General features: G+C 59.7%; 19 protein-coding genes and 1 pseudogene. 16 read left to right on the top strand and 4 right to left on the bottom strand.

Going from position 1 to position 20,067, the window contains the following annotated elements:
• Nucleotides 1–25 precede the first annotated feature (25 nt).
• The 9 genes from glgX to ACZZ0Q_RS10895 all read left to right on the top strand — a co-directional run bounded on the left by glgX (nucleotide 26) and on the right by ACZZ0Q_RS10895 (nucleotide 10,914).
• Nucleotides 26–2,191 (top strand): glycogen debranching protein GlgX, encoded by a 2,166-nt coding sequence (gene glgX / locus ACZZ0Q_RS10935; RefSeq protein ID WP_463538988.1) that lies wholly within the window; start codon nucleotides 26–28, stop codon nucleotides 2,189–2,191.
• A 27-nt stretch (nucleotides 2,192–2,218) separates the two neighbouring features.
• Nucleotides 2,219–3,256 (top strand): acyl-CoA dehydrogenase family protein, encoded by a 1,038-nt coding sequence (locus tag ACZZ0Q_RS10930; RefSeq protein ID WP_463538989.1) that lies wholly within the window; start codon nucleotides 2,219–2,221, stop codon nucleotides 3,254–3,256.
• Nucleotides 3,253–4,017, top strand: coding sequence for a PIG-L deacetylase family protein (locus ACZZ0Q_RS10925; RefSeq protein WP_463538990.1), 765 nt, complete (start codon nucleotides 3,253–3,255; stop codon nucleotides 4,015–4,017). The genes ACZZ0Q_RS10930 and ACZZ0Q_RS10925 overlap by 4 nt, the downstream gene beginning before the upstream one ends.
• Before the next feature lie 10 nt (nucleotides 4,018–4,027).
• Nucleotides 4,028–4,639, top strand: a complete 612-nt coding sequence (locus tag ACZZ0Q_RS10920) for a class I SAM-dependent DNA methyltransferase (RefSeq protein ID WP_463538991.1) — start codon at nucleotides 4,028–4,030, stop codon at nucleotides 4,637–4,639.
• Nucleotides 4,636–5,304 carry a glycosyltransferase family 2 protein gene (locus ACZZ0Q_RS10915; RefSeq protein WP_463538992.1) on the top strand — a complete coding sequence of 223 codons (669 nt, stop codon included), beginning with the start codon at nucleotides 4,636–4,638 and terminating at the stop codon, nucleotides 5,302–5,304. Before ACZZ0Q_RS10920 ends, ACZZ0Q_RS10915 begins: the two co-directional genes overlap by 4 nt.
• A gap of 459 nt (nucleotides 5,305–5,763) precedes the next feature.
• Complete coding sequence (locus tag ACZZ0Q_RS10910; RefSeq protein WP_463538993.1) at nucleotides 5,764–6,234, top strand: CS1 type fimbrial major subunit; 471 nt, start codon at nucleotides 5,764–5,766, stop codon at nucleotides 6,232–6,234.
• A gap of 128 nt (nucleotides 6,235–6,362) precedes the next feature.
• Nucleotides 6,363–8,885 (top strand): TcfC E-set like domain-containing protein, encoded by a 2,523-nt coding sequence (locus ACZZ0Q_RS10905; protein ID WP_463538994.1) that lies wholly within the window; start codon nucleotides 6,363–6,365, stop codon nucleotides 8,883–8,885.
• A 56-nt stretch (nucleotides 8,886–8,941) separates the two neighbouring features.
• Nucleotides 8,942–9,682: a fimbrial biogenesis chaperone gene (locus ACZZ0Q_RS10900; protein WP_463538995.1), complete on the top strand. Its 741-nt coding sequence runs from the start codon at nucleotides 8,942–8,944 to the stop codon at nucleotides 9,680–9,682.
• Nucleotides 9,679–10,914 (top strand): hypothetical protein, encoded by a 1,236-nt coding sequence (locus tag ACZZ0Q_RS10895; protein ID WP_463560564.1) that lies wholly within the window; start codon nucleotides 9,679–9,681, stop codon nucleotides 10,912–10,914. Before ACZZ0Q_RS10900 ends, ACZZ0Q_RS10895 begins: the two co-directional genes overlap by 4 nt.
• Before the next feature lie 134 nt (nucleotides 10,915–11,048).
• Here the strand turns inward: ACZZ0Q_RS10895 and ACZZ0Q_RS10890 are convergent, their stop codons facing one another.
• The gene (locus ACZZ0Q_RS10890) at nucleotides 11,049–11,939 is read right to left on the bottom strand and encodes a LysR family transcriptional regulator (protein ID WP_463538998.1); all 891 of its coding nucleotides are present in this window, start codon (nucleotides 11,937–11,939) and stop codon (nucleotides 11,049–11,051) included.
• 108 nt (nucleotides 11,940–12,047) lie between these two features.
• On the opposite strand from ACZZ0Q_RS10890, the gene ACZZ0Q_RS10885 reads away from it, so the two are divergent.
• Together ACZZ0Q_RS10885 and ACZZ0Q_RS10880 are read left to right on the top strand one after the other, a co-directional pair.
• Complete coding sequence (locus tag ACZZ0Q_RS10885; protein ID WP_463538999.1) at nucleotides 12,048–12,656, top strand: cysteine dioxygenase family protein; 609 nt, start codon at nucleotides 12,048–12,050, stop codon at nucleotides 12,654–12,656.
• Nucleotides 12,653–14,236: a rhodanese-related sulfurtransferase gene (locus ACZZ0Q_RS10880; protein WP_463539000.1), complete on the top strand. Its 1,584-nt coding sequence runs from the start codon at nucleotides 12,653–12,655 to the stop codon at nucleotides 14,234–14,236. The genes ACZZ0Q_RS10885 and ACZZ0Q_RS10880 overlap by 4 nt, the downstream gene beginning before the upstream one ends.
• A gap of 43 nt (nucleotides 14,237–14,279) precedes the next feature.
• On the opposite strand, the gene ACZZ0Q_RS10875 is transcribed toward ACZZ0Q_RS10880, so the two are convergent.
• From ACZZ0Q_RS10875 to ACZZ0Q_RS10865, 3 genes and pseudogenes are all read right to left on the bottom strand, one after another.
• Nucleotides 14,280–15,293 carry a methyl-accepting chemotaxis protein gene (locus ACZZ0Q_RS10875; protein ID WP_463561015.1) on the bottom strand — a complete coding sequence of 338 codons (1,014 nt, stop codon included), beginning with the start codon at nucleotides 15,291–15,293 and terminating at the stop codon, nucleotides 14,280–14,282.
• 72 nt (nucleotides 15,294–15,365) lie between these two features.
• Nucleotides 15,366–15,908, bottom strand: a pseudogene (locus ACZZ0Q_RS10870) (MCP four helix bundle domain-containing protein); the annotation flags it as partial.
• Nucleotides 15,909–16,089: 181 nt separating this feature from the next.
• On the bottom strand, nucleotides 16,090–17,001 hold the full coding sequence (locus ACZZ0Q_RS10865; protein ID WP_463539001.1) for a LysR family transcriptional regulator: 912 nt from the start codon (nucleotides 16,999–17,001) through the stop codon (nucleotides 16,090–16,092).
• Between the two features lie 123 nt (nucleotides 17,002–17,124).
• On the opposite strand from ACZZ0Q_RS10865, the gene ACZZ0Q_RS10860 reads away from it, so the two are divergent.
• The 5 genes from ACZZ0Q_RS10860 (at nucleotide 17,125) to ACZZ0Q_RS10840 (ending at nucleotide 20,055) form a co-directional block, all read left to right on the top strand.
• Nucleotides 17,125–17,523: a RidA family protein gene (locus tag ACZZ0Q_RS10860; RefSeq protein ID WP_463539002.1), complete on the top strand. Its 399-nt coding sequence runs from the start codon at nucleotides 17,125–17,127 to the stop codon at nucleotides 17,521–17,523.
• A gap of 130 nt (nucleotides 17,524–17,653) precedes the next feature.
• On the top strand, nucleotides 17,654–17,857 hold the full coding sequence (locus ACZZ0Q_RS10855; protein WP_463539003.1) for a hypothetical protein: 204 nt from the start codon (nucleotides 17,654–17,656) through the stop codon (nucleotides 17,855–17,857).
• Between the two features lie 158 nt (nucleotides 17,858–18,015).
• Nucleotides 18,016–18,231 (top strand): hypothetical protein, encoded by a 216-nt coding sequence (locus ACZZ0Q_RS10850; protein ID WP_122495799.1) that lies wholly within the window; start codon nucleotides 18,016–18,018, stop codon nucleotides 18,229–18,231.
• A 216-nt stretch (nucleotides 18,232–18,447) separates the two neighbouring features.
• Nucleotides 18,448–18,804, top strand: coding sequence for a DUF3509 domain-containing protein (locus ACZZ0Q_RS10845; protein WP_122450971.1), 357 nt, complete (start codon nucleotides 18,448–18,450; stop codon nucleotides 18,802–18,804).
• An 84-nt stretch (nucleotides 18,805–18,888) separates the two neighbouring features.
• On the top strand, nucleotides 18,889–20,055 hold the full coding sequence (locus tag ACZZ0Q_RS10840; RefSeq protein WP_463539004.1) for a zinc-dependent alcohol dehydrogenase: 1,167 nt from the start codon (nucleotides 18,889–18,891) through the stop codon (nucleotides 20,053–20,055).
• Nucleotides 20,056–20,067: the final 12 nt, after the last annotated feature.

The raw sequence follows: 20,067 nt of genomic DNA, 5'->3' as shown, positions 1-20,067 counted from the left end.
TGTTGAATCGAAGGAATCGTCACCAATGACCAAGCCGCATAAATCGCCCACTGGGGCGCCGCAAGTCGTGCGGCAATCGCGCATTTCTGAAGGCCATCCGTTCCCCCTGGGCGCAACCTGGGATGGCCTCGGCGTCAACTTTGCGCTGTTCTCCGCCCATGCCACAAAGGTGGAGCTGTGCCTGTTCGACAGCACCGGTGAAACCGAACTCGAACGCATCGTGCTGCCTGAATACACCGACGAAATCTGGCACGGCTACCTGCCCGACGCGCACCCCGGGCAAATTTACGGGTACCGCGTATACGGCCCGTACGAGCCTTCGGCCGGGCACCGTTTCAACCCCAACAAGCTGTTGATTGACCCCTACGCCAAACAGTTGGTCGGCAAGCTGAAATGGTCTGAAGCGCTGTTCGGCTACACCATCGGCCACAAAGACGCCGACCTCAGTTTCGATAAGCGCGACAGCGCCAAATTCGTGCCGAAAAGCAAAGTCATCGACCCGGCGTTCACCTGGGGCGAGCGTCCCCATGTGCGCGTGCCGTGGGACAGCACCATCATTTACGAAGCCCACGTGCGTGGCACCAGCATGCGTCACCCCGCCGTGGCCGAAAACCTGCGTGGCACTTACGCCGGGCTGATGAACCCGGACCTGCTGCAGCACATTAAAAAGCTCGGCGTTTCCACCATTGAGCTGCTGCCCGTGCATGGCTTTGTCGACGACAAACACCTGCTCGAAAAAGGCATGAATAACTACTGGGGCTACAACACCATCGCCTTCTTTGCGCCCCATGCCGGCTACTCGGCGAGCGGGCATATCAACGAATTCAAAGAGATGGTTGCCCACCTGCACGACGCGGGTTTGGAAGTGCTGCTCGACGTGGTTTACAACCACACCGCCGAGGGCAACGAGATGGGCCCGACCCTGAGCATGCGCGGCATCGACAACGCCAGTTACTACCGCCTGCTGCCCAGCGATAAACGCCACTACATCAACGACTCCGGCACCGGCAACACGCTGGACCTGAGCCATCCGTGCGTGCTGCAAATGGTCACCGACTCGCTGCGCTACTGGGCCACGGAAATGCGCGTAGACGGCTTCCGCTTCGACCTGGCGACCATTCTCGGCCGCTACGCCGATGGCTTCGACGAGCGCCACAGCTTCCTGGTTGCCTGTCGCCAAGACCCGGTGCTGAGCAAAACCAAACTCATCGCCGAGCCGTGGGACTGCGGCCCCGGTGGCTATCAGGTCGGCGGCTTCCCGCCGGGCTGGGCCGAGTGGAACGACCGCTTCCGTGACAACGTGCGCGCGTTCTGGCGCGGCGACGAGGGCCAAGTCGCCGAACTGGCAAGCCGCCTGACAGCGTCCGGCGACTTGTTCAACCAACGCGGCCGCCGCCCGTTCGCCTCGGTGAATTTCATCACCGCCCACGACGGCTTTACCCTGCGCGACGTGGTGTCTTACGACCACAAACACAACGACGCCAACGGTGAAGACAACCGCGACGGCAGCGACAACAACATCTCCTGGAACCACGGCGCCGAAGGCCCGACCGACGACCCGCAAATCCGTACCCTGCGCCTGCGCCAGATGCGCAACATGTTGGCGACGTTGCTGCTGTCCCAAGGCACACCGATGCTGGTGGCCGGCGATGAGTTCAGCCGCACCCAGGGCGGCAACAACAACGTGTATTGCCAAGACAACGAAATCGGCTGGGTGGATTGGGAGCTGGACGACGAAGGCCGCAGCCTGATGGAGTTCACACGTCGGGTCATCAGCCTGCGCAAAGCCTTCCCAATCCTGCGTCGTGGCCGCTTCCTGGTTGGCCAGTACAACGAGGAACTCGGGGTCAAGGACGTCACCTGGCTGTCGCCGTGCGGCAACGAGATGACCGAGGAGCAGTGGCAAGATCCGCATGCCCGCTGCCTGGGCATGTTGATGGATGGACGCGCGCAACCCACCGGCATTCGCCGTAAAGGCGCCGACGCCACCTTGCTGTTGGTGCTTAACTCGCACCATGACGTGGTCAACTTCACCCTGCCCGAAGTGGCCCAGGGCGCGAGCTGGAAATGCCTGCTGGACAGCAACCGCCCCGAAGACCATAGCAATGAAATGTTCGAGTTTGGCGACGAGTTCACCGTCACCAGCCGTTCACTGTTGTTGTTCGAACTGCAGCGCGACGCCAACGCGTAACGCTGGCGCTCGAGGGAGACCCGCCGCATGGAACGTCATTACAGCGACGCCGACCTGCAGGCGTTTCTCGCCGCCCTCACCTGCCCGGTTCGCCAACCGGGCAAGGTCCTCAAACAGCTGGTGAACGAAGGCCTCGACCGTCTTCCCTATCCCGCCAGCGGTGCCACGTTGCACCGCTGGCGCGGTTTGGCCAGCGTCGCGGCGACTGATCTTAGCCTGTGCAAACTCTACGAAGGACACACCGACGCCTTGGCTATTCTGGCCGAGGTCGACTGCGTGGACGAAGCCGCCCGGTACGCCATGCCCGCCGACAGCACGTGGGGCATGTGGGCCGCTGAACCACCGCACGCCAAAGTGCATATCAACTCGCGCACCTCAGCCCAGGATGTTCGCCTGGACGGGCGCAAAGCCTGGTGCTCTGGCGCCAGGCAAATTAGCCACGCGTTGCTCACGTGCTGGGACGAAGAAGGCCAACAGCAGCTAGTCGCCGTTTCCCTGCAACAGCCAGGCGTCACGGTGCTGGACGAGGGTTGGCACGCCGTCGGCATGGCGGCCACCGCCAGCGTGGCGGTGAACTTGGAGCAAGCGCGCGGGCACTGCATCGGCCCACCGGGCGCTTATTTGCAGCGCCCGGGTTTCTGGCAAGGCGGCGCGGGCATTGCCGCCTGCTGGTTTGGCGCGGCGCAGGCTGTGGGTGAAGCCTTACGCGCCCATTGCCGCGCTCACCCCGAACCCCATGCGCTGGCTCACTTGGGCGCCTTGGACACCGCCCTGAGCGCCGCCGCCGACAGCCTGCGGGCCGGCGCGAAGTGGGTTGACGCTAACCCGTATGCCAGCGCCGAACACCTGGCGCGGCGCTTGCGCAGCCTGTGCGAATTCGCCGCCAACCAGGCGCTTGAACACGTCGGCCGGGCACTCGGCGCGGCGCCTTATTGTTTGGATGAAAAATTTGCCCAACTGCTGGCAGACCTGCCTGTCTATCTAAGACAAAGCCATGCAGAACGCGACCTCGCCGCTCAGGGTGAGCGGGTTGCAGATGAACCAGAAGGAAGCTGGATGATATGAAGCCCAACCTGATCAATAGCCAGCTTATCGGTACGCCCTTACACGCCTGGAACCAGTCCCGGCGCCTTGCGGATGTCGCGCCTGTCAGCATCGACGAACTGATGCCCGCCGGGTCGCGCGCCGTTATTGTGGCGCCCCACCCGGACGACGAAGTGCTGGGCTGCGGCGGCCTGTTGCAGCTGCTGGCCGCGCGGCATATTCCGGTGCTGCTGGTTTCCGTTACCGCTGGCACCGCGAGCAACCTGGGCTCGCACTACTGGACACCGCAGCGACTGAGCATCGCCCGTCCGCTGGAAAGTGCGCAGGCCCTGCGTCGCCTCGGCCTGGACCAAAGCCAATACAAATGGCTGCATGCCGGGTTGCCAGACACGCAAGTGAACCTGTTCCAACAAGACCTCACCCAGTTTCTACTCAGCTACCTGCTGCCCACCGACGTGCTGTTTACCACCTGGCGCGAAGACGGCCACAGCGACCACGAAGCCACCGCTGCTGCCTGCCTGGCGGCGTGCGAAACCCTTGGCGTGCCGGTGAACGAGATTCCGATTTGGGCCTGGCACTGGGCCCATCCCGAAGACGCGCGCATTCCCTGGGAACGCGCCCGCAAGCTGCACCTCGACACCTGGACGCAAGCGCGCAAACGCCACGCCATTCAAGCCTTCGCCAGTCAGATTCACGCCGACCCGCAGGCTGACTTGCCACCCGTATTGCCTGCCTGCGCTGTTGAGCGTTTGCAGCAGCCGTTCGAGTTGATCTTTGTCTGAGGGGCGCGTTATGAGCGTGGCGGATAGCTACTTCGAAGGCCTTTTCAGTGCCGACGCCGACCCGTGGGCCATGCGCACACGCTGGTACGAACGGCGAAAACGCAACCTCGCCCTGTCGGCCTTGCCGCACCCCCATTACCGCAGCGTGTTGGAACTGGGCTGCGCCAACGGCGAACTCAGCGCCCGCCTGGCCAACCGCAGCGGCCAACTGCTGTGCTGCGACACCTCGGCAACCGCCCTGCAAATTGCCCAGGCTCGCCTTGGCCAGCGCCACAACGTGCAGTTCTGGCAAGGGCGGTTGCCCAAAGAATGGCCGCCCGGCAAATTTGATCTGATCGTTTTTAGCGAGCTCGGTTACTACCTCGACAGCACCGACCTCACCCAACTGATTTTCACCATGCGCTACGCCCTGGCACCGGGCGGCACGCTGCTCGCCTGCCACTGGCGACACCCCATCGACGGCTGCCCGCACACGGGCGATGAAGTCCATCACGAATTACACAAACTGCTGCGCATGCCGCGCCTGGTCTGGCACCAGGAAACGGATTTTTTGATGGAGGTGTGGAGCGAAAACCCCGCCTCCGTTGCTGAGCAAGAAGGCCTGATCAGGAGAGAGACATGATTGGAGTAATCATCCCGGTACACAACGAAGAGCGCCTGCTGGGCAATTGCCTGCAAGCCGTGCAACGCGCCGCCGCGCACCCGGACCTGCACGGCGAAACGGTGCACGTTCTGGTGGTACTCGACAGCTGCACCGACGCCTCGGCGCACATTGCTTTGCAATACGACGTAGCGACCCTGGCAGTGGATGCCCGCAACGTCGGCGAAGCGCGCCTGCAAGGCATACGCTTGATGCTCGACCAAGGCGCCCGCTGGCTGGCCTGCACCGACGCCGACAGCGAAGTGGCCGAAGACTGGCTGGTGGCGCAACTGCATCAGGGCACGGATGTGGTGTGCGGCACCGTTCGGATCGCCGACTGGGGCGACATCCCCGACGAGGCCCAAGCGCGGTACCGCGACCGTTACCACGACGGCGACGGGCATCGGCATATCCATGGCGCGAACATGGGGTTTACGGCGCTGGCCTATACGCGCGCCGGTGGCTTTGAGCCGTTGGCAGTCAATGAAGACGTGGCGTTGGTGGAGCGCTTCCAGCAAACCGGCGCCAGCATCGCCTGGTCGGCACTGCCACAAGTGACCACCAGCGCGCGGTTGGAAGTGCGGATGGTGGGTGGGTTTGCGGATTATTTGCGTAGTTTGGCGCGTCGCCAGCCTCTAGCCGCGTAACGAAGATATCGACGTCCCCGCTGCAATGGCGGGGGCTTTTTTCCGCGTAGAAATCACTTACGCGAGTTAGCCGGTTAAATCCTCTATCCCCAGCTAGCGGACAGACAAGGTCCGATGATTCTGTGGCGTATCTCCTAGGATCGCGCTCATTACGCGGGTCTTCGCTGATTCCAAGAGGTGGATCGGCTTAGGTCGGCAAGCCATTAAGCAGCTGATTAGTCTAGCGTTATTGTAGATTCCACGATCCTAACGCCACCTATAGCCCCCATCGCCGAAGAAAATTCCGATTCCTTCGACCTACAAACCTAAGACCTGCCCCACGCGCTGAAATGGATAACCCCTACAGCCCACCGCCAGGCAGTTGCCTAAATTAGCGCCACTCCAACGTGACTGGCGAAACTCAAAACCGCCGTACCGAGGAGGACATTTCTTAACCTAACCCTATTGGACTCAATTCAAATGACCTTTCTGAAATCTGTTCTGTTCGCTGCCGTAGCTGTCGGTTCCCTGCAAGCTGTTGCCGCTCCCATTTCGCATACCGTTACCCTCGAAGCTAGCGTTCCATCCAGCGATTTCTATGTTCTGCCAAAAGACTCTTCGTGGATCACCCAAACCCAAGTGCTCTCGTACAACCCTTACACCGGTGATCTGGGCAGCCTGACCAAACAATTCGACGTTAAACACACCGGCGGCGCCATTAACGCCAAATTGCTTTCGCCAGCCGCGCTGAGCAGCGGCACCGCCAGCATTCCGTTGGCCGTCAAGTTCAACAACGTAGTACTGACCACCACCGACGCTCCTGTCGTTACCAAAGCCGCTGCCGCAACAGCGTCCAGCGTCAACCTTGAAATCTCCGCCGTGCGCAGTGGCGATTTCACGCCAGGCGACTACACCGGCAACGTTCAGTTGGCCTTTGACGCAGTTCTGTAATTAAGCCCGCGCGCTTGCCGCATCAAATGCGGTAAGCGCGCCGCTTCTCTTCTCCAGTACCAATCAATTTCTCCCGCTGGCGCTATGCGCGAGCAGGACGCATCGCTTCGCACAAAATCTGGTGTCCCATGTCTCGGTTTACTCAGTTAGCCGCCGCTGTCGCCTTCGTAGTATCCGTCGGCACATCCGTCCCGACTCTGGCGGCGCCATTGACGCATCTAAGTTTGATGACGCAGGCGGAAGGCTTACCTGAAGAGTTTCAAGCGCACTTTTTCGACGTGCCATTGGCCGTGAAAGTCGTTCTGAACCGCCAGACACTGGGCGAAGCCATGATCACCCTGTCTCAGGACGAACGAATCACCCTGGTGGAGTTCACCGATACGCGTGATAGCGAGATAAGCAGCGCTGAAGTCAGCGAGTGGCAGGCTGTACTCCAGCAGGGCATCGCCCTTGGCCCTTGCCAAGAGCACTGCGCAAACGGACTGGTTGCCGCGCATTACAGTCTGGAAAACTCCGAGCTGTCTCTGCTAACCAATGGCGCCGAGCGCAATACCGCGGTAAGCGACTACCTTCAGCAACCGGAGGACGGCAGCACCGGTCTGATGCTACGTAATCAGGTAAACCTCGCTGGGGGACAGCAGCAAGACTCCTACGGGCGCGTCGCGTTACAAGGGCTGACGAGCATAGGCAACTGGACCCAAACCTATAGTGGGCAGGTGTCCAGAAATGACAACCCAGAGCAAGACACGCAATTTCAGGTCACCGAGCTGCATACGCAAAAAGAGTGGAATGACCATTTTCTGCGCCTCGGCTATTTCACTCCAGACTCCAGCGGCTTAAGCCGTCAAATCCGTACCTTTGGCAATCACCCGGATACGGCAATGGGCGTAATGCTTGGCAGTTCGGACAGCCTCACAAAAGACGGACCGCGGCCGGCGATGTACCCCATTTATGTCACCGCTAACCGCAACGCAACCGTCGAGATTTATCGCAATGGCACGCTGATTAACAGCCAGCAGGTAGAGGCCGGCTTACAAACGGTGGACACCCGCCCGTTACCTGGTGGGGTTTACGACGTCGAGCTTCGCATCGTTGAAGACGGCATCGTGACATCGACCACCGAGGAGTTGGTTTACAAGCCGCGCAACTGGACCAAACCCGATCAGCGCTGGCGCTACAACGCGTTCGTGGGCAGCGACAGCAGCGCCCTGAGCAGTGATCCAAGCCGCTCACACGGTGCGCTGGCCGCCGGCATCTCTGCCAACTACCTGATTCACCCTAACGCGGTGGCAGGTGTGTCTGCCCGGCAGATCAACGATCAAAACCAATTTGGCGCCTCCCTGGATCTTACCGTAGGGGACCGATCGAGCATGTACGCTAACGTTTACCAAACCCAGGACCATGGCACCGGAACCGACCTCCAGGCCATGCACAGTTACGACAACGGCAACATTGTTCTCAGCCACAACCGCACCTGGCTGGACACGCGCAATACGTGGGAAACCCTGCCGGACGGCAGCCGCGTACGTCAACGTCAAAGCTATAACGGCAACGCCAGCACTACCTCGCTCGGCATCAACCACCGCCTGGGCCAACACAACAGTGTGAACGCCCGAATCTCCCACAGCCAAGGCCAGACCAAGGGCACTGGAATCGACATAGGCTGGTCACGTTCCAGCCAACTATTTGGCAGCAACGCTAACTGGCGTGTCGCCGCATTTGACCGTCCCGGCACACGCCGCGACGAAGACGACCGCAACAGAGGGGTTGAATTAAGCCTCAACCTGGCCATTGGCGGTCCTGGCAAAAGGCTCACCGCAAACATCGGCTCAAGCACTTCCCGTGATGGCACAAGCGATCGCAACGCCAGCGTTGGCTATCAGCAAGATATCGATTCAGGACCCGTGCGCCAGGTTAATGCTGCCGTCACCACCGACTCCTATGGAGTAGGCGTAAACGGCTCGGCCCAGTTCGAAACTGCGCTGACCCGTGGCGATGTAATGGTCCAACGCTCTTCTTACAACGGAAAACTGTCCGGCAACCTCAACATGGACAGCACCCTTGCGGTTGGCGCCCGCAAGGTTGCCATGAGCGGCGATTTTCTGAGTAGCGAAGCCGGCATGATCGTCGACTTGGAGTCCGATATCGACGACATCGAACTCCGTGCTGATGACCTGAGCGGCCATGGCGCAGTGTTACGACCGGGTCGAAATATCGTACCCGTCAGCGCTTACCAACGCGGCACGGTGCAGTTCGACTTTCAGGATGTTAACGCCCCCGCAGCCACTATCCAGCCGGCGCGCGCCAGCTATCACCTCAACAGAGGCGGCGTGGCGTACCAACAGGTTCGCCTTATGAAGACGCTCACCGTGTTTGGCCGCTTGGTCGATGAAAAAGGACGCCCTCTCAAAGGGGTTCATGTTGTAAACCACGCGAGTCGCGGTGTGACTGAGGCCGACGGATTTTTCTCCATGGAGCTAAGTGCCAAGACACCCACCATGGAGGTTATACGAGGCGACACCGTTCTCTGCCATCTGGTTCTCGACCCGCAGACCCTTTCACGTGAAGGCGATGTGCTGATGACTGGCGACTTGCCATGCATACAAGGCGGCCACACGGAAGCGCCTTCAAAGAATCATTCAAGCGATTAGTTCCCGACTCCACAGACAACACGTCGCGACGCGGCGCGCTAAAGAGGTTATCACCAATGAAAAAGTTAATTCCCGCACTCGCACTGTGCATAACCGCGGCCGCTCAAGGCGGCCCGATGATTAACGTTGGAACTGTTTACGATTATTTGGAAGGTGAAAAAAGCACTTATCTAAAGCGAGTATTCAACGGGGGCGAATCCACTGCATTCGTTCGTATAAACTTATTTGAAATCAGCTTCGACGCCGACGATAAAACGATAGAAACCTCGCTTGACACTATCGATCAAGACAGCAGAGCGCGAACCGGCCTGATCGCCAGTCCAGCTCGCTTGATTGTGCCTCCCAAGGGCATGCAAGCTACTCGTTTGCTGTACCGCGGCAGTCGTGATGTGGAACGGTATTACCGCGTTCGTTTCGTTCCGGTAATGCCCGAGCGAGAAGATAATTTCGAAGTGTCGGATGCAGAGCGCAGCGAATATAAGGAATCAATGTCCGCAGGGATAAATATTTTGGCCGGTTATGGCACTATATTTTTTGTGCGCCCTGAAAGCACGCGTTTCGATACGAAACTGCAGAACGGCGCCAGCGAGTATGTGGTGAATAACGAGGGCAATAGCACTGTGGTGCTCAGTGAGTTTAAAGACTGCTCCGCGAAAACCCCAGCTGATTGCCTTGCAGAGCAAAAGCATCATGTTCGCCCGGGCAAAAACTTTAGTTTTGTTAAAGATCCAGGCCGTTCATATAGCTTTAAATTAGAGGAAGGCGAAAAATCCAAACGAGTCGAGGTGGGCAAATGAGTTCACCCTCTTGGCTCACCCAGTTTCACGCTTTAAGCAGCTGCGCATTCAAAGCCGCTGGCTTATCGTTACTCATCTTCGCAGCAACGCCTGCAACAGCAGCAGTGGTCAACGTCACTGCGCAGTTTGATCCGGATAGCAGCAATCCAAATGTCAACACGTTCGTAAACACCACGCCCAACACAGGCCTGTGTAAAAACTACCCTGCTAAATGTCCCAACGGCAGTTACAGTATTCGCATACCAAGAATATCAACCGAGCGCACAACACTGGCTGTAAATAAATCAATTGGTCTGCGTGCCCCGTACGCTTGGAAAGAGTTGGAGGTGACGCATACCGATGGTTCAAAACAAATCGTGAAAATTCGAATAACAGCCTTGGCCGCCACCTATATTCTAAATACTGCAGCTATTGACTTTACAAAAGGCGACCATTCATTACTTTGGGAAGGCGGTAAGTGGGATAATGCTCCTGCCGGCTGTACGGCGATTCCACTCCCCGGTTATTCGCCCGGCGTGTATTATTTTTTTTGGATGTTCCACAGCGAGAACGAGTGCGCAAAAAATTCGATAGTCGATGTGGGGACGGTATATTTTGAAAACATCGACTTTATGTACGAACTGCAAACTCCAAATCCTTTAAAGATGAGCATGGGCACGTATGAAGGCAGCATTAGTTATAGCATCGGCCCGAATGGCGATATAAAGGTTAGTGATAAATCATCAAGCGTCTCCGTGGTGACGCTTAACTTCACACTCACCGTGCAACACTCACTGCGCGTCGATCTCCCTATCAACTCAACAATCCAATCGCTTTCACCGCAAGGCGGCTGGCAGCAATGGTTAATCAACGGTGACAATTTTCGTCCGCAAAAGTTATTTGCCAACCTGCCCTTCCAACTATCTTCATCAACACGATTCAAAATGCAGCTACAGTGTCAATACACCATGGGCAACGACTGTGGTTTGCAAAACGACGCGGGTGACAAGCAAGTGGCTGTGCAAACGCTCACCACTTTGCCTGCAGGCATACAAGACGACAGTAAAAACCCCGTTAATCGCTACCTGCTGAGCAATAAGACAGAAAGCGTTTTCCAGCCCAGCCGCTATGTGGATAACCAGCGTGCTGCTTTGCATTTTGAAGTTGACAAACAAGGCGTGGAACAAATGATTAATAACGGTGGTGGCCGTTACCGCGGAAATGTCACCGTTATTTGGGACAGTGCCCTGTAACGCTTGCTTGGAGTACGAACCGTAATGCTCTGCCCATGCAACGTGGCGCAGAGCTTATGGGTGCATCGGCATGACTCCATCAGGTTTCGCCACCTAAAACTACCCGCTCAGGTTAAAGGCTCGACTTGCCCGCCCTACGCCCCCACCCGCTTAGCCACCATCTCCCCAAACTCCCCCACCGGCCCCTGCAAATTCCCGAGAAACCGCGGGTGCACCAGCCACAGGTCGATCACCGGCTTGAAATCGCTCACGGGCACAATTTCCAGGCGTTGCCGATGGCTGCTGTTTTCCAATAGCGGCATCGGCACCAGGCCGTAGCCGAGGCCGTTGGCGATCAAGCCCAGTTGCAGTTCCGTGCCGAAGGTTTCCAGGTTCACTTTCAGTGACAACCCCTCCGCGCTCAGCGCCCGTTGCAGGCCGGCGCGAAAGCCGCAGCCGTCAGGGTTAAGCACCCAGCCGCGCTGGTAGCAGTCAGCGAGTTTGTAGCTGCGTTTGCGCACGTCGCCTTTGGCGGCGACCACCACCAGGTTCATGCGCGCCAGCGATCGGCCGACCATCCCTTCCGGGAACACTTTGCCGGCAGGAAACAATGCCGCCACGGCGTCGAGTTCGCCATTTTCAATCTTGCCCAGCAGATGGCTGCCCCAGCCGGTGGACACCTGCGCTTGCAGGTCGGGGTACAGGGTTTTCAGTTGGCTTAACGCATCGAGCAACACCACGTCGCCGATGGTTTGCGGCACGCCCAGGCGCAAGGTGCCGGTGGGTGCCGCGTCGCTCAGTACCAGCTCGCGCAGGGCGCCCATTTCCCGTTGCACGTTCAAGCACTGCTCATACACGCGCATGCCCAACGAGGTCGGTTTCAGTGGCTTGGTGTTGCGGTCGAGCAAATTGGCGCCCAAGTCGTCTTCGAAGTTCTGCACGCGCCGGGTTATTGCCGGCTGGGTAAGTTGTAGGGTTTCGGCGGCCTGGCTGATGGACTGACTGCGGATGACGGCCACGAAGGCATCAATATCGTCTATCTTCATTCTTTTTTCACATAATAAAGTAGTGGAAAAATACCAGATAAGAATAATACCTTTCGCCTCGACGGGGATAGCTTCATCCCCAATGGATTTATCGACACGGAGGGAACCATGGCACAAAACAGCAATATTGCTCGCTTGCGGCGGTTCGTCGGCAGCTTTGCCGAGCTGTTCGCCGCGCATCTCGAGGAGCCGGCGCTGATCGAACGCGGCGCGCAGTTGCTCGGCGAGCTGGTGAGCGTCGACGACTGGCTGCCAGCGGAGTACGCCCAGCCCAGCCCCGAGCGATACCAGCAATACGTGTTGCACGTGGATTCGGCGCAGCGCTTTAGCGTGGTCAGCTTTGTCTGGGGGCCAGGCCAGGAAACACCGGTGCACGACCACCGCGTGTGGGGCCTGATCGGCCTGTTGCGCGGCGCTGAAGAGGCGCAAGGTTTCACCCGCGACAGCAGCGGCGCCTTGCAGCCCAGCGGCCCGGCGCAGCGCTTGGCGCCCGGCCAGGTGGAAGCCGTGTCGCCGCGCATTGGCGATATCCATCAGGTGCGCAACGCCTTCGCCGACCGCACCTCCATCAGCATTCACGTGTACGGAGGCAACATCGGTGCGGTGAAGCGCGCGGTGTACCTCGCTGACGGCAGCGAGAAGCCGTTTATCTCCGGTTATGCCAACGACCACTTGCCCAACATCTGGGACCTGTCCAAAGAGAACCCTGCGCCATGAGTGACTTTGCCCATCGTCAGTACGCCGACCTTCGCACCGCCCTGCTCGCCCGCCACGAATTGGCGCTGCTGGACGTGCGTGAAGAAGCGCCCTTCGCCGAAGCCCATCCGCTGTTCGCGGCCAATGTGCCGCTGTCCAAGTTGGAGCTGGAAATCTATGCACGCGTGCCGCACCGCCATACGCCGATTACGGTCTACGACGACGGCGAAGGCCTGGCCGAGCGGGCGGCTGAACGCTTACTCGCCCTGGGGTACAGCGACGTGGCTTTGCTGCAAGGTGGCTTAAGCGGCTGGAGCGAAGCCGGTGGCGAGCTGTTTCGCGACGTCAACGTGCCGAGCAAAGCCTTTGGTGAACTGGTGGAAAGCCGTCGGCACACGCCCTCGTTAGCGGCCGAAGAGGTGCAGGCGCTGCTAAGCGCCAAGGCCAATGTGGTGGTGCTCGACGCGCGGCGGTTCGACGAATACCAGACCATGAACATCCCCGGCTCCATCAGCGTGCCGGGCGCCGAGTTGGTGCTGCGGGTGCGCGAGCTGGCGCCAGACCCCAGCACCCAGATAATCGTCAATTGCGCCGGCCGTACGCGCAGCATTATCGGTACGCAGTCATTGGTAAACGCCGGCATTCCCAACAAGGTGGCGGCACTGCGCAACGGCACCATCGGCTGGACGCTTGCCGGCCAGACGCTGGAGCATGGCCAGGCGCGGCGCTTCAACCTCGACACACCAGAGCACTTGCCCGCTGCCCGCGACAGCGCCCGTCAGGTCGCCGAACAAGCCGGCGTGCGCGAAGCCACGCTGGAGCAACTAAGCGCTTGGCAGGCCGACGATAGCCGCACCACTTACCTCTTGGATGTACGCACGGCCGAGGAATACGAAGCTGGGCATTTGCCCGGCGCGCGGTGGGTTGAAGGCGGTCAACTGGTGCAGGAAACCGACCACGTCGCCAGCGTGCGAGGCGCCCGCGTGGTGCTGGTCGACAATGACGGCGTGCGCGCGCCTATGAGTGCGTCGTGGCTGGCGCAAATGGGTTGGGAAGCGTGGGTACTGGCGCCACAACCTGTGCAGTCATTAAGCGCCACTGGTCCGTGGCAAGCGCCTCTGCCCGCCTTACCAGAGGTGGCCAGCATCACAGCGCAAACCCTCAGCCAGTGGCAACAAACACCCGGCACCGTGCTGCTCGACTTCACCAGCAGCGCCAACTACGTCAAACGCCACATCCCCGGCGCTTACTGGCTATTGCGGGCCAAGCTGCGAGACGCGCTTGAGCAACTGCCGGTGGCAGAACGCTATGTGCTGACCTGTGGCAGCAGCTTGTTGGCGCGCTTTGCAGCGGTGGATTTGCAAGCGCTAACGAGCGTGCCGGTGAGCGTATTGGAGGGCGGCACCGCCGCGTGGATCGAAGCCGGCTTGCCGCTGGAGACGGGCGAAACGCACCTGGTTTCGCCGCGCATTGACCGCTATCGCCGCCCTTATGAAGGCACTAACAATGCAGTGGCGGCGATGCAGGGGTATCTGGATTGGGAATATGGCTTGGTGGCGCAACTGGAGCGTGACGCCACCCATGGGTTTTTCGTGATCTGACGGCTTGCACCAGCCAGGGCACTGATGCGCCCTGGCACGCCAATCAGGCAACTTTGAACTGACGAACCAACTGACTCAGGTCTACCGCCAGGTACGAAAGCTCGCCGCTGGCGATGGTGGTTTGCTGCGCGCCTTCGTTGGATTGCGACGCCAGATCACGGATGCTGATCAGGCTGCGATCCACTCCATGCGCCACGTGGGTTTGCTGCTCGGCGGCGGTGGCTATCAGCAGGCTGCGCTCGTTGATCTGCTCGATCGCCTGGTTGATCTGCACCAGCGCCGCGCCGGCAGCAGCCGACAACTGCTGGGTGCGCCCGGCCTGTTCGCTGGTCAGCGCCATGGCTTCAAGCGCGGCGCCGCTGCGGGTCTGGATGCCGGTCACCATCGTTTCGATGTCTTGGGTAGCGGACTGGGTGCGCCGTGCCAACGCCCGCACTTCATTGGCCACCACGGCAAAGCCCCGCCCTGCCTCGCCAGCTCGGGCCGCTTCAATGGCGGCATTGAGTGCCAGCAAGTTGGTTTGCTCAGCGACCGAGCGGATCACCGCCAGCACCTTGTTGATGCCCGTGGCAACGCCGGCCAACTCCTCCACGCTGCTCGAGGTGTCTTGCACGCTGTCGACCATCTGCGCGATGGCGGCGAGGGTTTCGTCCACTCGCTCACAGCCATGGCCGGCGGCGACGCTGGTTTGTGTAGCCACTTCCAGCGCACCGGCGGCGTTGCGAGCAACTTCTTCGATGGCCGCGCTCATTTGCGTAACCGCTATAGCGGCCAAGTCGACTTCTGAAGCCTGGCGTTCCATCCCCTGCGACGCACCCTCGGTGATGCAGTGCATCTGTTCCGACGTGGCAGCCAGTTGGGAGGAGGAATCGCTGATTTTGCCCAGCGCCTGGCACAGGTTGTTTTGCATGGTCGCCAAGGCTTTAAGCAGGCGCGCCATCTCGTCATTGCCGTCGACGATCACAGCGCCGCTCAAATCATTGTCAGCAATTCGCTCGGCGATAGTCAGCGCCTGGCGCACGGGCTTGAGCACGCTGCGGGTGTACAGCCAGGCCATGCCGATGCATACCAGAACGGCGAACACGTTGTAGCCGATTACCCATACGAAGGTGTCGTCGTAGGCGCGCTTGGCCTGGGCGCTGTAGGCCACGGCCAGTTCGTTTTTCGCCGCAGCGAAATCCTTGATCTGCTGTTGAATGGCAGCATTGCTGCCACGCAAGGTGGATTCATTGAAGGCAGCAGCGCCGGCATCGTCACCCGCATCGATCAGCCTCGAATACTGTTCCTGATTTCGGTCGAACTGCACGACCGCTGCGCGCAACGTGGCCAGGGCAGGTTGTTCATCGGCGCTCAATGGCAGCGCGGCGATACGGTCGAGGTTGGCGTCGACCTTGGCGCGCCAGCGCTGAATCTCGGCGCCGGCCGCATCTCGGGAAGCCTGGGTTTCCACGGCGTTGCGCAAAATGCTGTCGGCCGCGTTGATTTTCGAAAAGTTGCTGTCCAGATCACCCAGCTCTTTAACGGCCGGCACGATCTGCATCTGGAAGTAGGTGCTGACATCGTTCAGCGTGCTGGCTTGGCGCAGCGCGGCGAAACCGAGCCCGGCAATCACGACACAAAACAGGCCGAAGCACAGGGTTGAGCGAAAGCCGAGGTTAATCCGTCGAAGCATCATGAGAGCCGTCCAGTAAGGGGGAAAACACATCGCACCGGCACGCAAGCAGCGGCTTCAGATAGGTGCGAAGTACAGGACCGAATTAGGCTCGATAAAGGGTCTGCGGATTAATGCGAAACGGATTACACCCGTGTAGGGCGATACGACAAAGCAAGCCGTGACCAGTGCGCCAGCCCTATCACGTGACCGGCGCATACCGCGCCATCACCTCCACCACCCACTCAATAAACACCCGCAGCTTCAAACTCACATGCCGGTTCGGCGGATACGCCAGGTAAAGCGGCATCGGCTCCATCTGCCAGTCTTCAAACAGCGGCACCAACTGCCCCGCCGCCACAGGCGCTGTGGCCATATAAGCCGGCAGCCACAACATGCCCAACCCGGCAATGCCAGCCGCCAGGTACGCATTGCCGTCGTCTACCGCCAGCGCGTAACGCCCGCGCAAATGCACGGCCTCGTCTGCCTTGTGCAAGGTGTAAGGCAAGGTTTTGCCGGTTCGCGCCCAGAGGTAGCCGACCACGCGGTGCGCCGACTCTTCTAGGTCGCGCGGGTGATTTGGAGTACCCATGCGCTGTAGATAGTCCGGCGCGGCGTACACGCCCAGCTGCAAATCGCCGACCTTGCGCGCCATCAGCGATTGGTCGAGCAGCTCGCCGCCGCGCACCACGCAGTCCACCTTCTCGCCGATCAGGTCGACCATGCGGTCGCTCACGCCCATGTCGATCTGAATATCCGGATAGCGCGCGTAAAACTCAGGCAACGCCGGTATCAGCAAGGTGGTCGCCAGCGGGCTCGGCACATCCACCCGCAGTCGGCCGCGCGGCGCTGTGGCGGCACTCGACAGACTGGTCTCGGCATCGTCCAGCTCACCGAGTAAGCGCACCACGCGCTCGTAGTACACGGCGCCGTCGGCGGTGAGGTTGAGCTTGCGTGTGGTGCGGTTCAGCAGCTTCACCCGCAACCTGGCCTCCAACTGCTGAATCAACTGAGTGACCGTGGTTTTGCTCATGTGCAGGGTGTCGGCGGCCTTGGTGAAACTGCCCGCTTCCACTACCCGGGCGAAGGCCAGCATTGCGTCGAAACGGTCCATGGGCAGGTTCCTTGGCGGCTTGATTGTTTGGAATACACAAACAGTGCTGGCCAAGGTTGCGCGTTTATTGGCCTGAGGCCAAGCCCTAGAGTGACCGCACATCCACTGATACGAGGCTTTGCCATGAACAACCGCGACGTCGTTTTCCCCGAAGGCCGCCAGGCGCTGTACGACATCAACCGCTATTCGCCGGCCGTTCGCTCCAATGGTTTTCTGTTCGTTTCCGGCCAGGTCGGCAGCCGCGAAGACGGCTCGCCGGAACCAGACCTGCTCACCCAGGTGCGTACCGCTTTCCGTAACCTCAACGCTGTGCTCGCCGCGGCCGATTGCACCTTCGACGATGTGGTGGACGTAACGGTCTTTATTGTCGACCCGCAGGAAAAATTCGAAGCCATCTGGACCGTGGTGCCGGAGTTCTGGGGCGAAGCTCCGTTCCCGAACATTACCTGCGTAGGCGTGACCTGGCTGTACGGTTTCGACTTTGAAATCAAAGTGATCGCCAAACTGCCGAACGGCGCCTGAGCATCATCAAGTCGTCATAAAGCCGGTTCACCCTACTTCCACGCAGCTTATTGCGTGTGTGCTCGATAATTTGCCGACCCTGGGTTGGCATTTTTTTTGACCGGCTGAAACCCAGCCGCAGGAGGCGAACATGGACATCGCAGTACAAAAGCAGACGACCGCTAACCGTGAAACCTGGATGGTCACCACCGGCAACATGGCCATTTCCTTTTCCGACCAGGATTCGGCCATGCACTTCGCCGACAAACTCAAAGAACGCGTAGAAGCGCCGCATCCGCTTCTGGGCGAGGTGTTGTTGTCCAGTTACGCCGGGCTTGGCGAGGCCGCGCAGTAAGGCAAGCACAGCGGCGATTTATTCTTGCAACCAAAGCTCAGCGGCCTGGGTCAATGAGGCAACAGCTGGCCGATAACGGAACCAAACCGTCGTCAGCCAGCCATCAAATCGCAATATCGCCGCCCTACAGTGCAGCCTCGAATTCAGGAGTAAGGCTTGTGAATCGCACCATCCGTAACCTGTGCAAAACCCTCGACCACGTTGCCGCCAACAACCAAACCGCCGCCATCGCCATGATGCGCGCCGCCGAGGCGAGTAACGATCAATTGCTGAAGCAGCAGCTGCTTAACGTGATTCACCGTCTCAACGTCGACGCCGAATTGCTCCAGGCGGCTCGCCACGAAATTGCCAGCGAAGGCCTGAAACGCGCCTGAGCATTGCCCCCCGAGCGCCTGCAACGGGCGCTTCGGGCTGATATCGAACTTGCAGTTTGCAACCGCACCCCCGCCTCACCATGCAGTCTGCAAATACTACGGTGATATCAGCAATCGCTAAACTATTGATTTTACTAGACTTACTAGTCAGATAAAAATTGGCACGTCTGCTGCTCTCTTGTTTGCATCTCAAACAAAAATCGGAGAGCACAAACAATGCAACTGGCGATCAACTACCTCTTCCAATCCTTCCCAGACCAACAAGTGGCCGTAACCCCTCGCCCCGACGGTACGCTGCTGCTGAATTTGCAATGCGGCGAGCAACAAATCACCAAGGTGATTGCCAGCGAAGCGGTATTCAACGAAGCCAAAATCAAAGACGTGGTGCGCGACATCCAGCGCGACATGAAGCTGGCCTCTGGCGAGCTGTGCTGGAAAGGCGCCGGCGCTCATTGGGTGTGGCAACGCCTGCCCACCTATGAAGGCCCGATCCACGTCACCAAGGCCAAGCGCCTGTCCCAGCGTCCACTGGCTCACATGCGTCCGCATCTCAACGCGGCCATGTCGGCCTAAGCAGCACGATTTCCCTCAGCGATAGACTTGCCCGGCTCCGTAAGGCGCCGGGATTTTTTTGCCCAGCATCAGGAGACCTTTCCCATGCGCGCACTGACCTATCACGGAAGCCATAACGTCAAGGTCGACAACGTACCCGACCCGATTATTCAAGAGCCGGACGACATCATTCTGCGGGTGACCGCCACCGCCATCTGCGGCTCGGACTTGCACCTGTATCGCGGCAAGATTCCGGCGGTAAAACACGGCGATATTTTTGGACATGAGTTCATGGGCATCGTCGAGGAAGTCGGCAGCGCGGTGACCGCCGTGGCCAAAGGCGACCGCGTCATCGTGCCGTTTGTGATTGCCTGCGGTAGCTGCTTCTTCTGCGACATGAACCTGCACGCGGCCTGCGAAACCACCAACCCGGACCGTGGCGCCATTCTCAACAAAAAGCAGATTCCCTCGGGCGCGGCGTTGTTCGGCTACAGCCATTTGTATGGCGGGATGCCGGGCGGCCAGGCCGAACTGGTGCGCGTGCCCAAGGCCAACGCCGGGCCGTTCAAAGTGCCGGATGAGCTCGACGATGAGCGCGTGCTATTTCTCACCGACATTCTGCCCACCGGCTACCAAGCCGTAACCAACGCCGGCGTTAAGCCCGGAAGCAGCGTGGCCATTTACGGTGCCGGGCCAGTCGGCTTGATGTCGGCAGCCTGCGCGCGCCTGGCGGGCGCCGAGCAGATTTTTATCGTCGACCAACACCCCTATCGCCTCGACTACGCCATGCGCACCTATGGCGCGATACCGATCAACTTCCGCGACGTCGACGACCCCGCCGCCGCCATCATCGAGCAAACCGCCGGCCACCGTGGCGTGGATGCGGTGATCGACGCCGTGGGTTTTGAAGCCAAAGGCAGTGCCACCGAAACCGTGCTGTCCACGCTGAAAATCGAAGGCAGCAGCGGCAAGGCGTTACGCCAATGCATCGCGGCGGTTCGTCGTGGCGGCACGGTGAGTGTGCCGGGCGTGTATGCCGGCTTCATTCACGGCTTCCTGTTTGGCGATGCCTTCGACAAAGGCCTCACCTTCAAGATGGGCCAGACTCACGTGCACGGCACCCTGCCGACCTTGCTCGAACACATTCAACGCGGCGAGTTGCACCCGGAAATAATCATTAGCCACCGCATGAACCTGTCCGATGCGGCCGAGGGCTACAAGATTTTCGACAAAGCCGACGACGATTGCCGCAAGGTGATTTTGCGGCCTTAACACCCGCCTGAA

The organism is Pseudomonas sp. AC070 (genome assembly GCF_979258635.1).
Note: the sequence above shows the minus strand (reverse complement) of the source record. Positions and strands in the feature narration are given on the sequence as shown.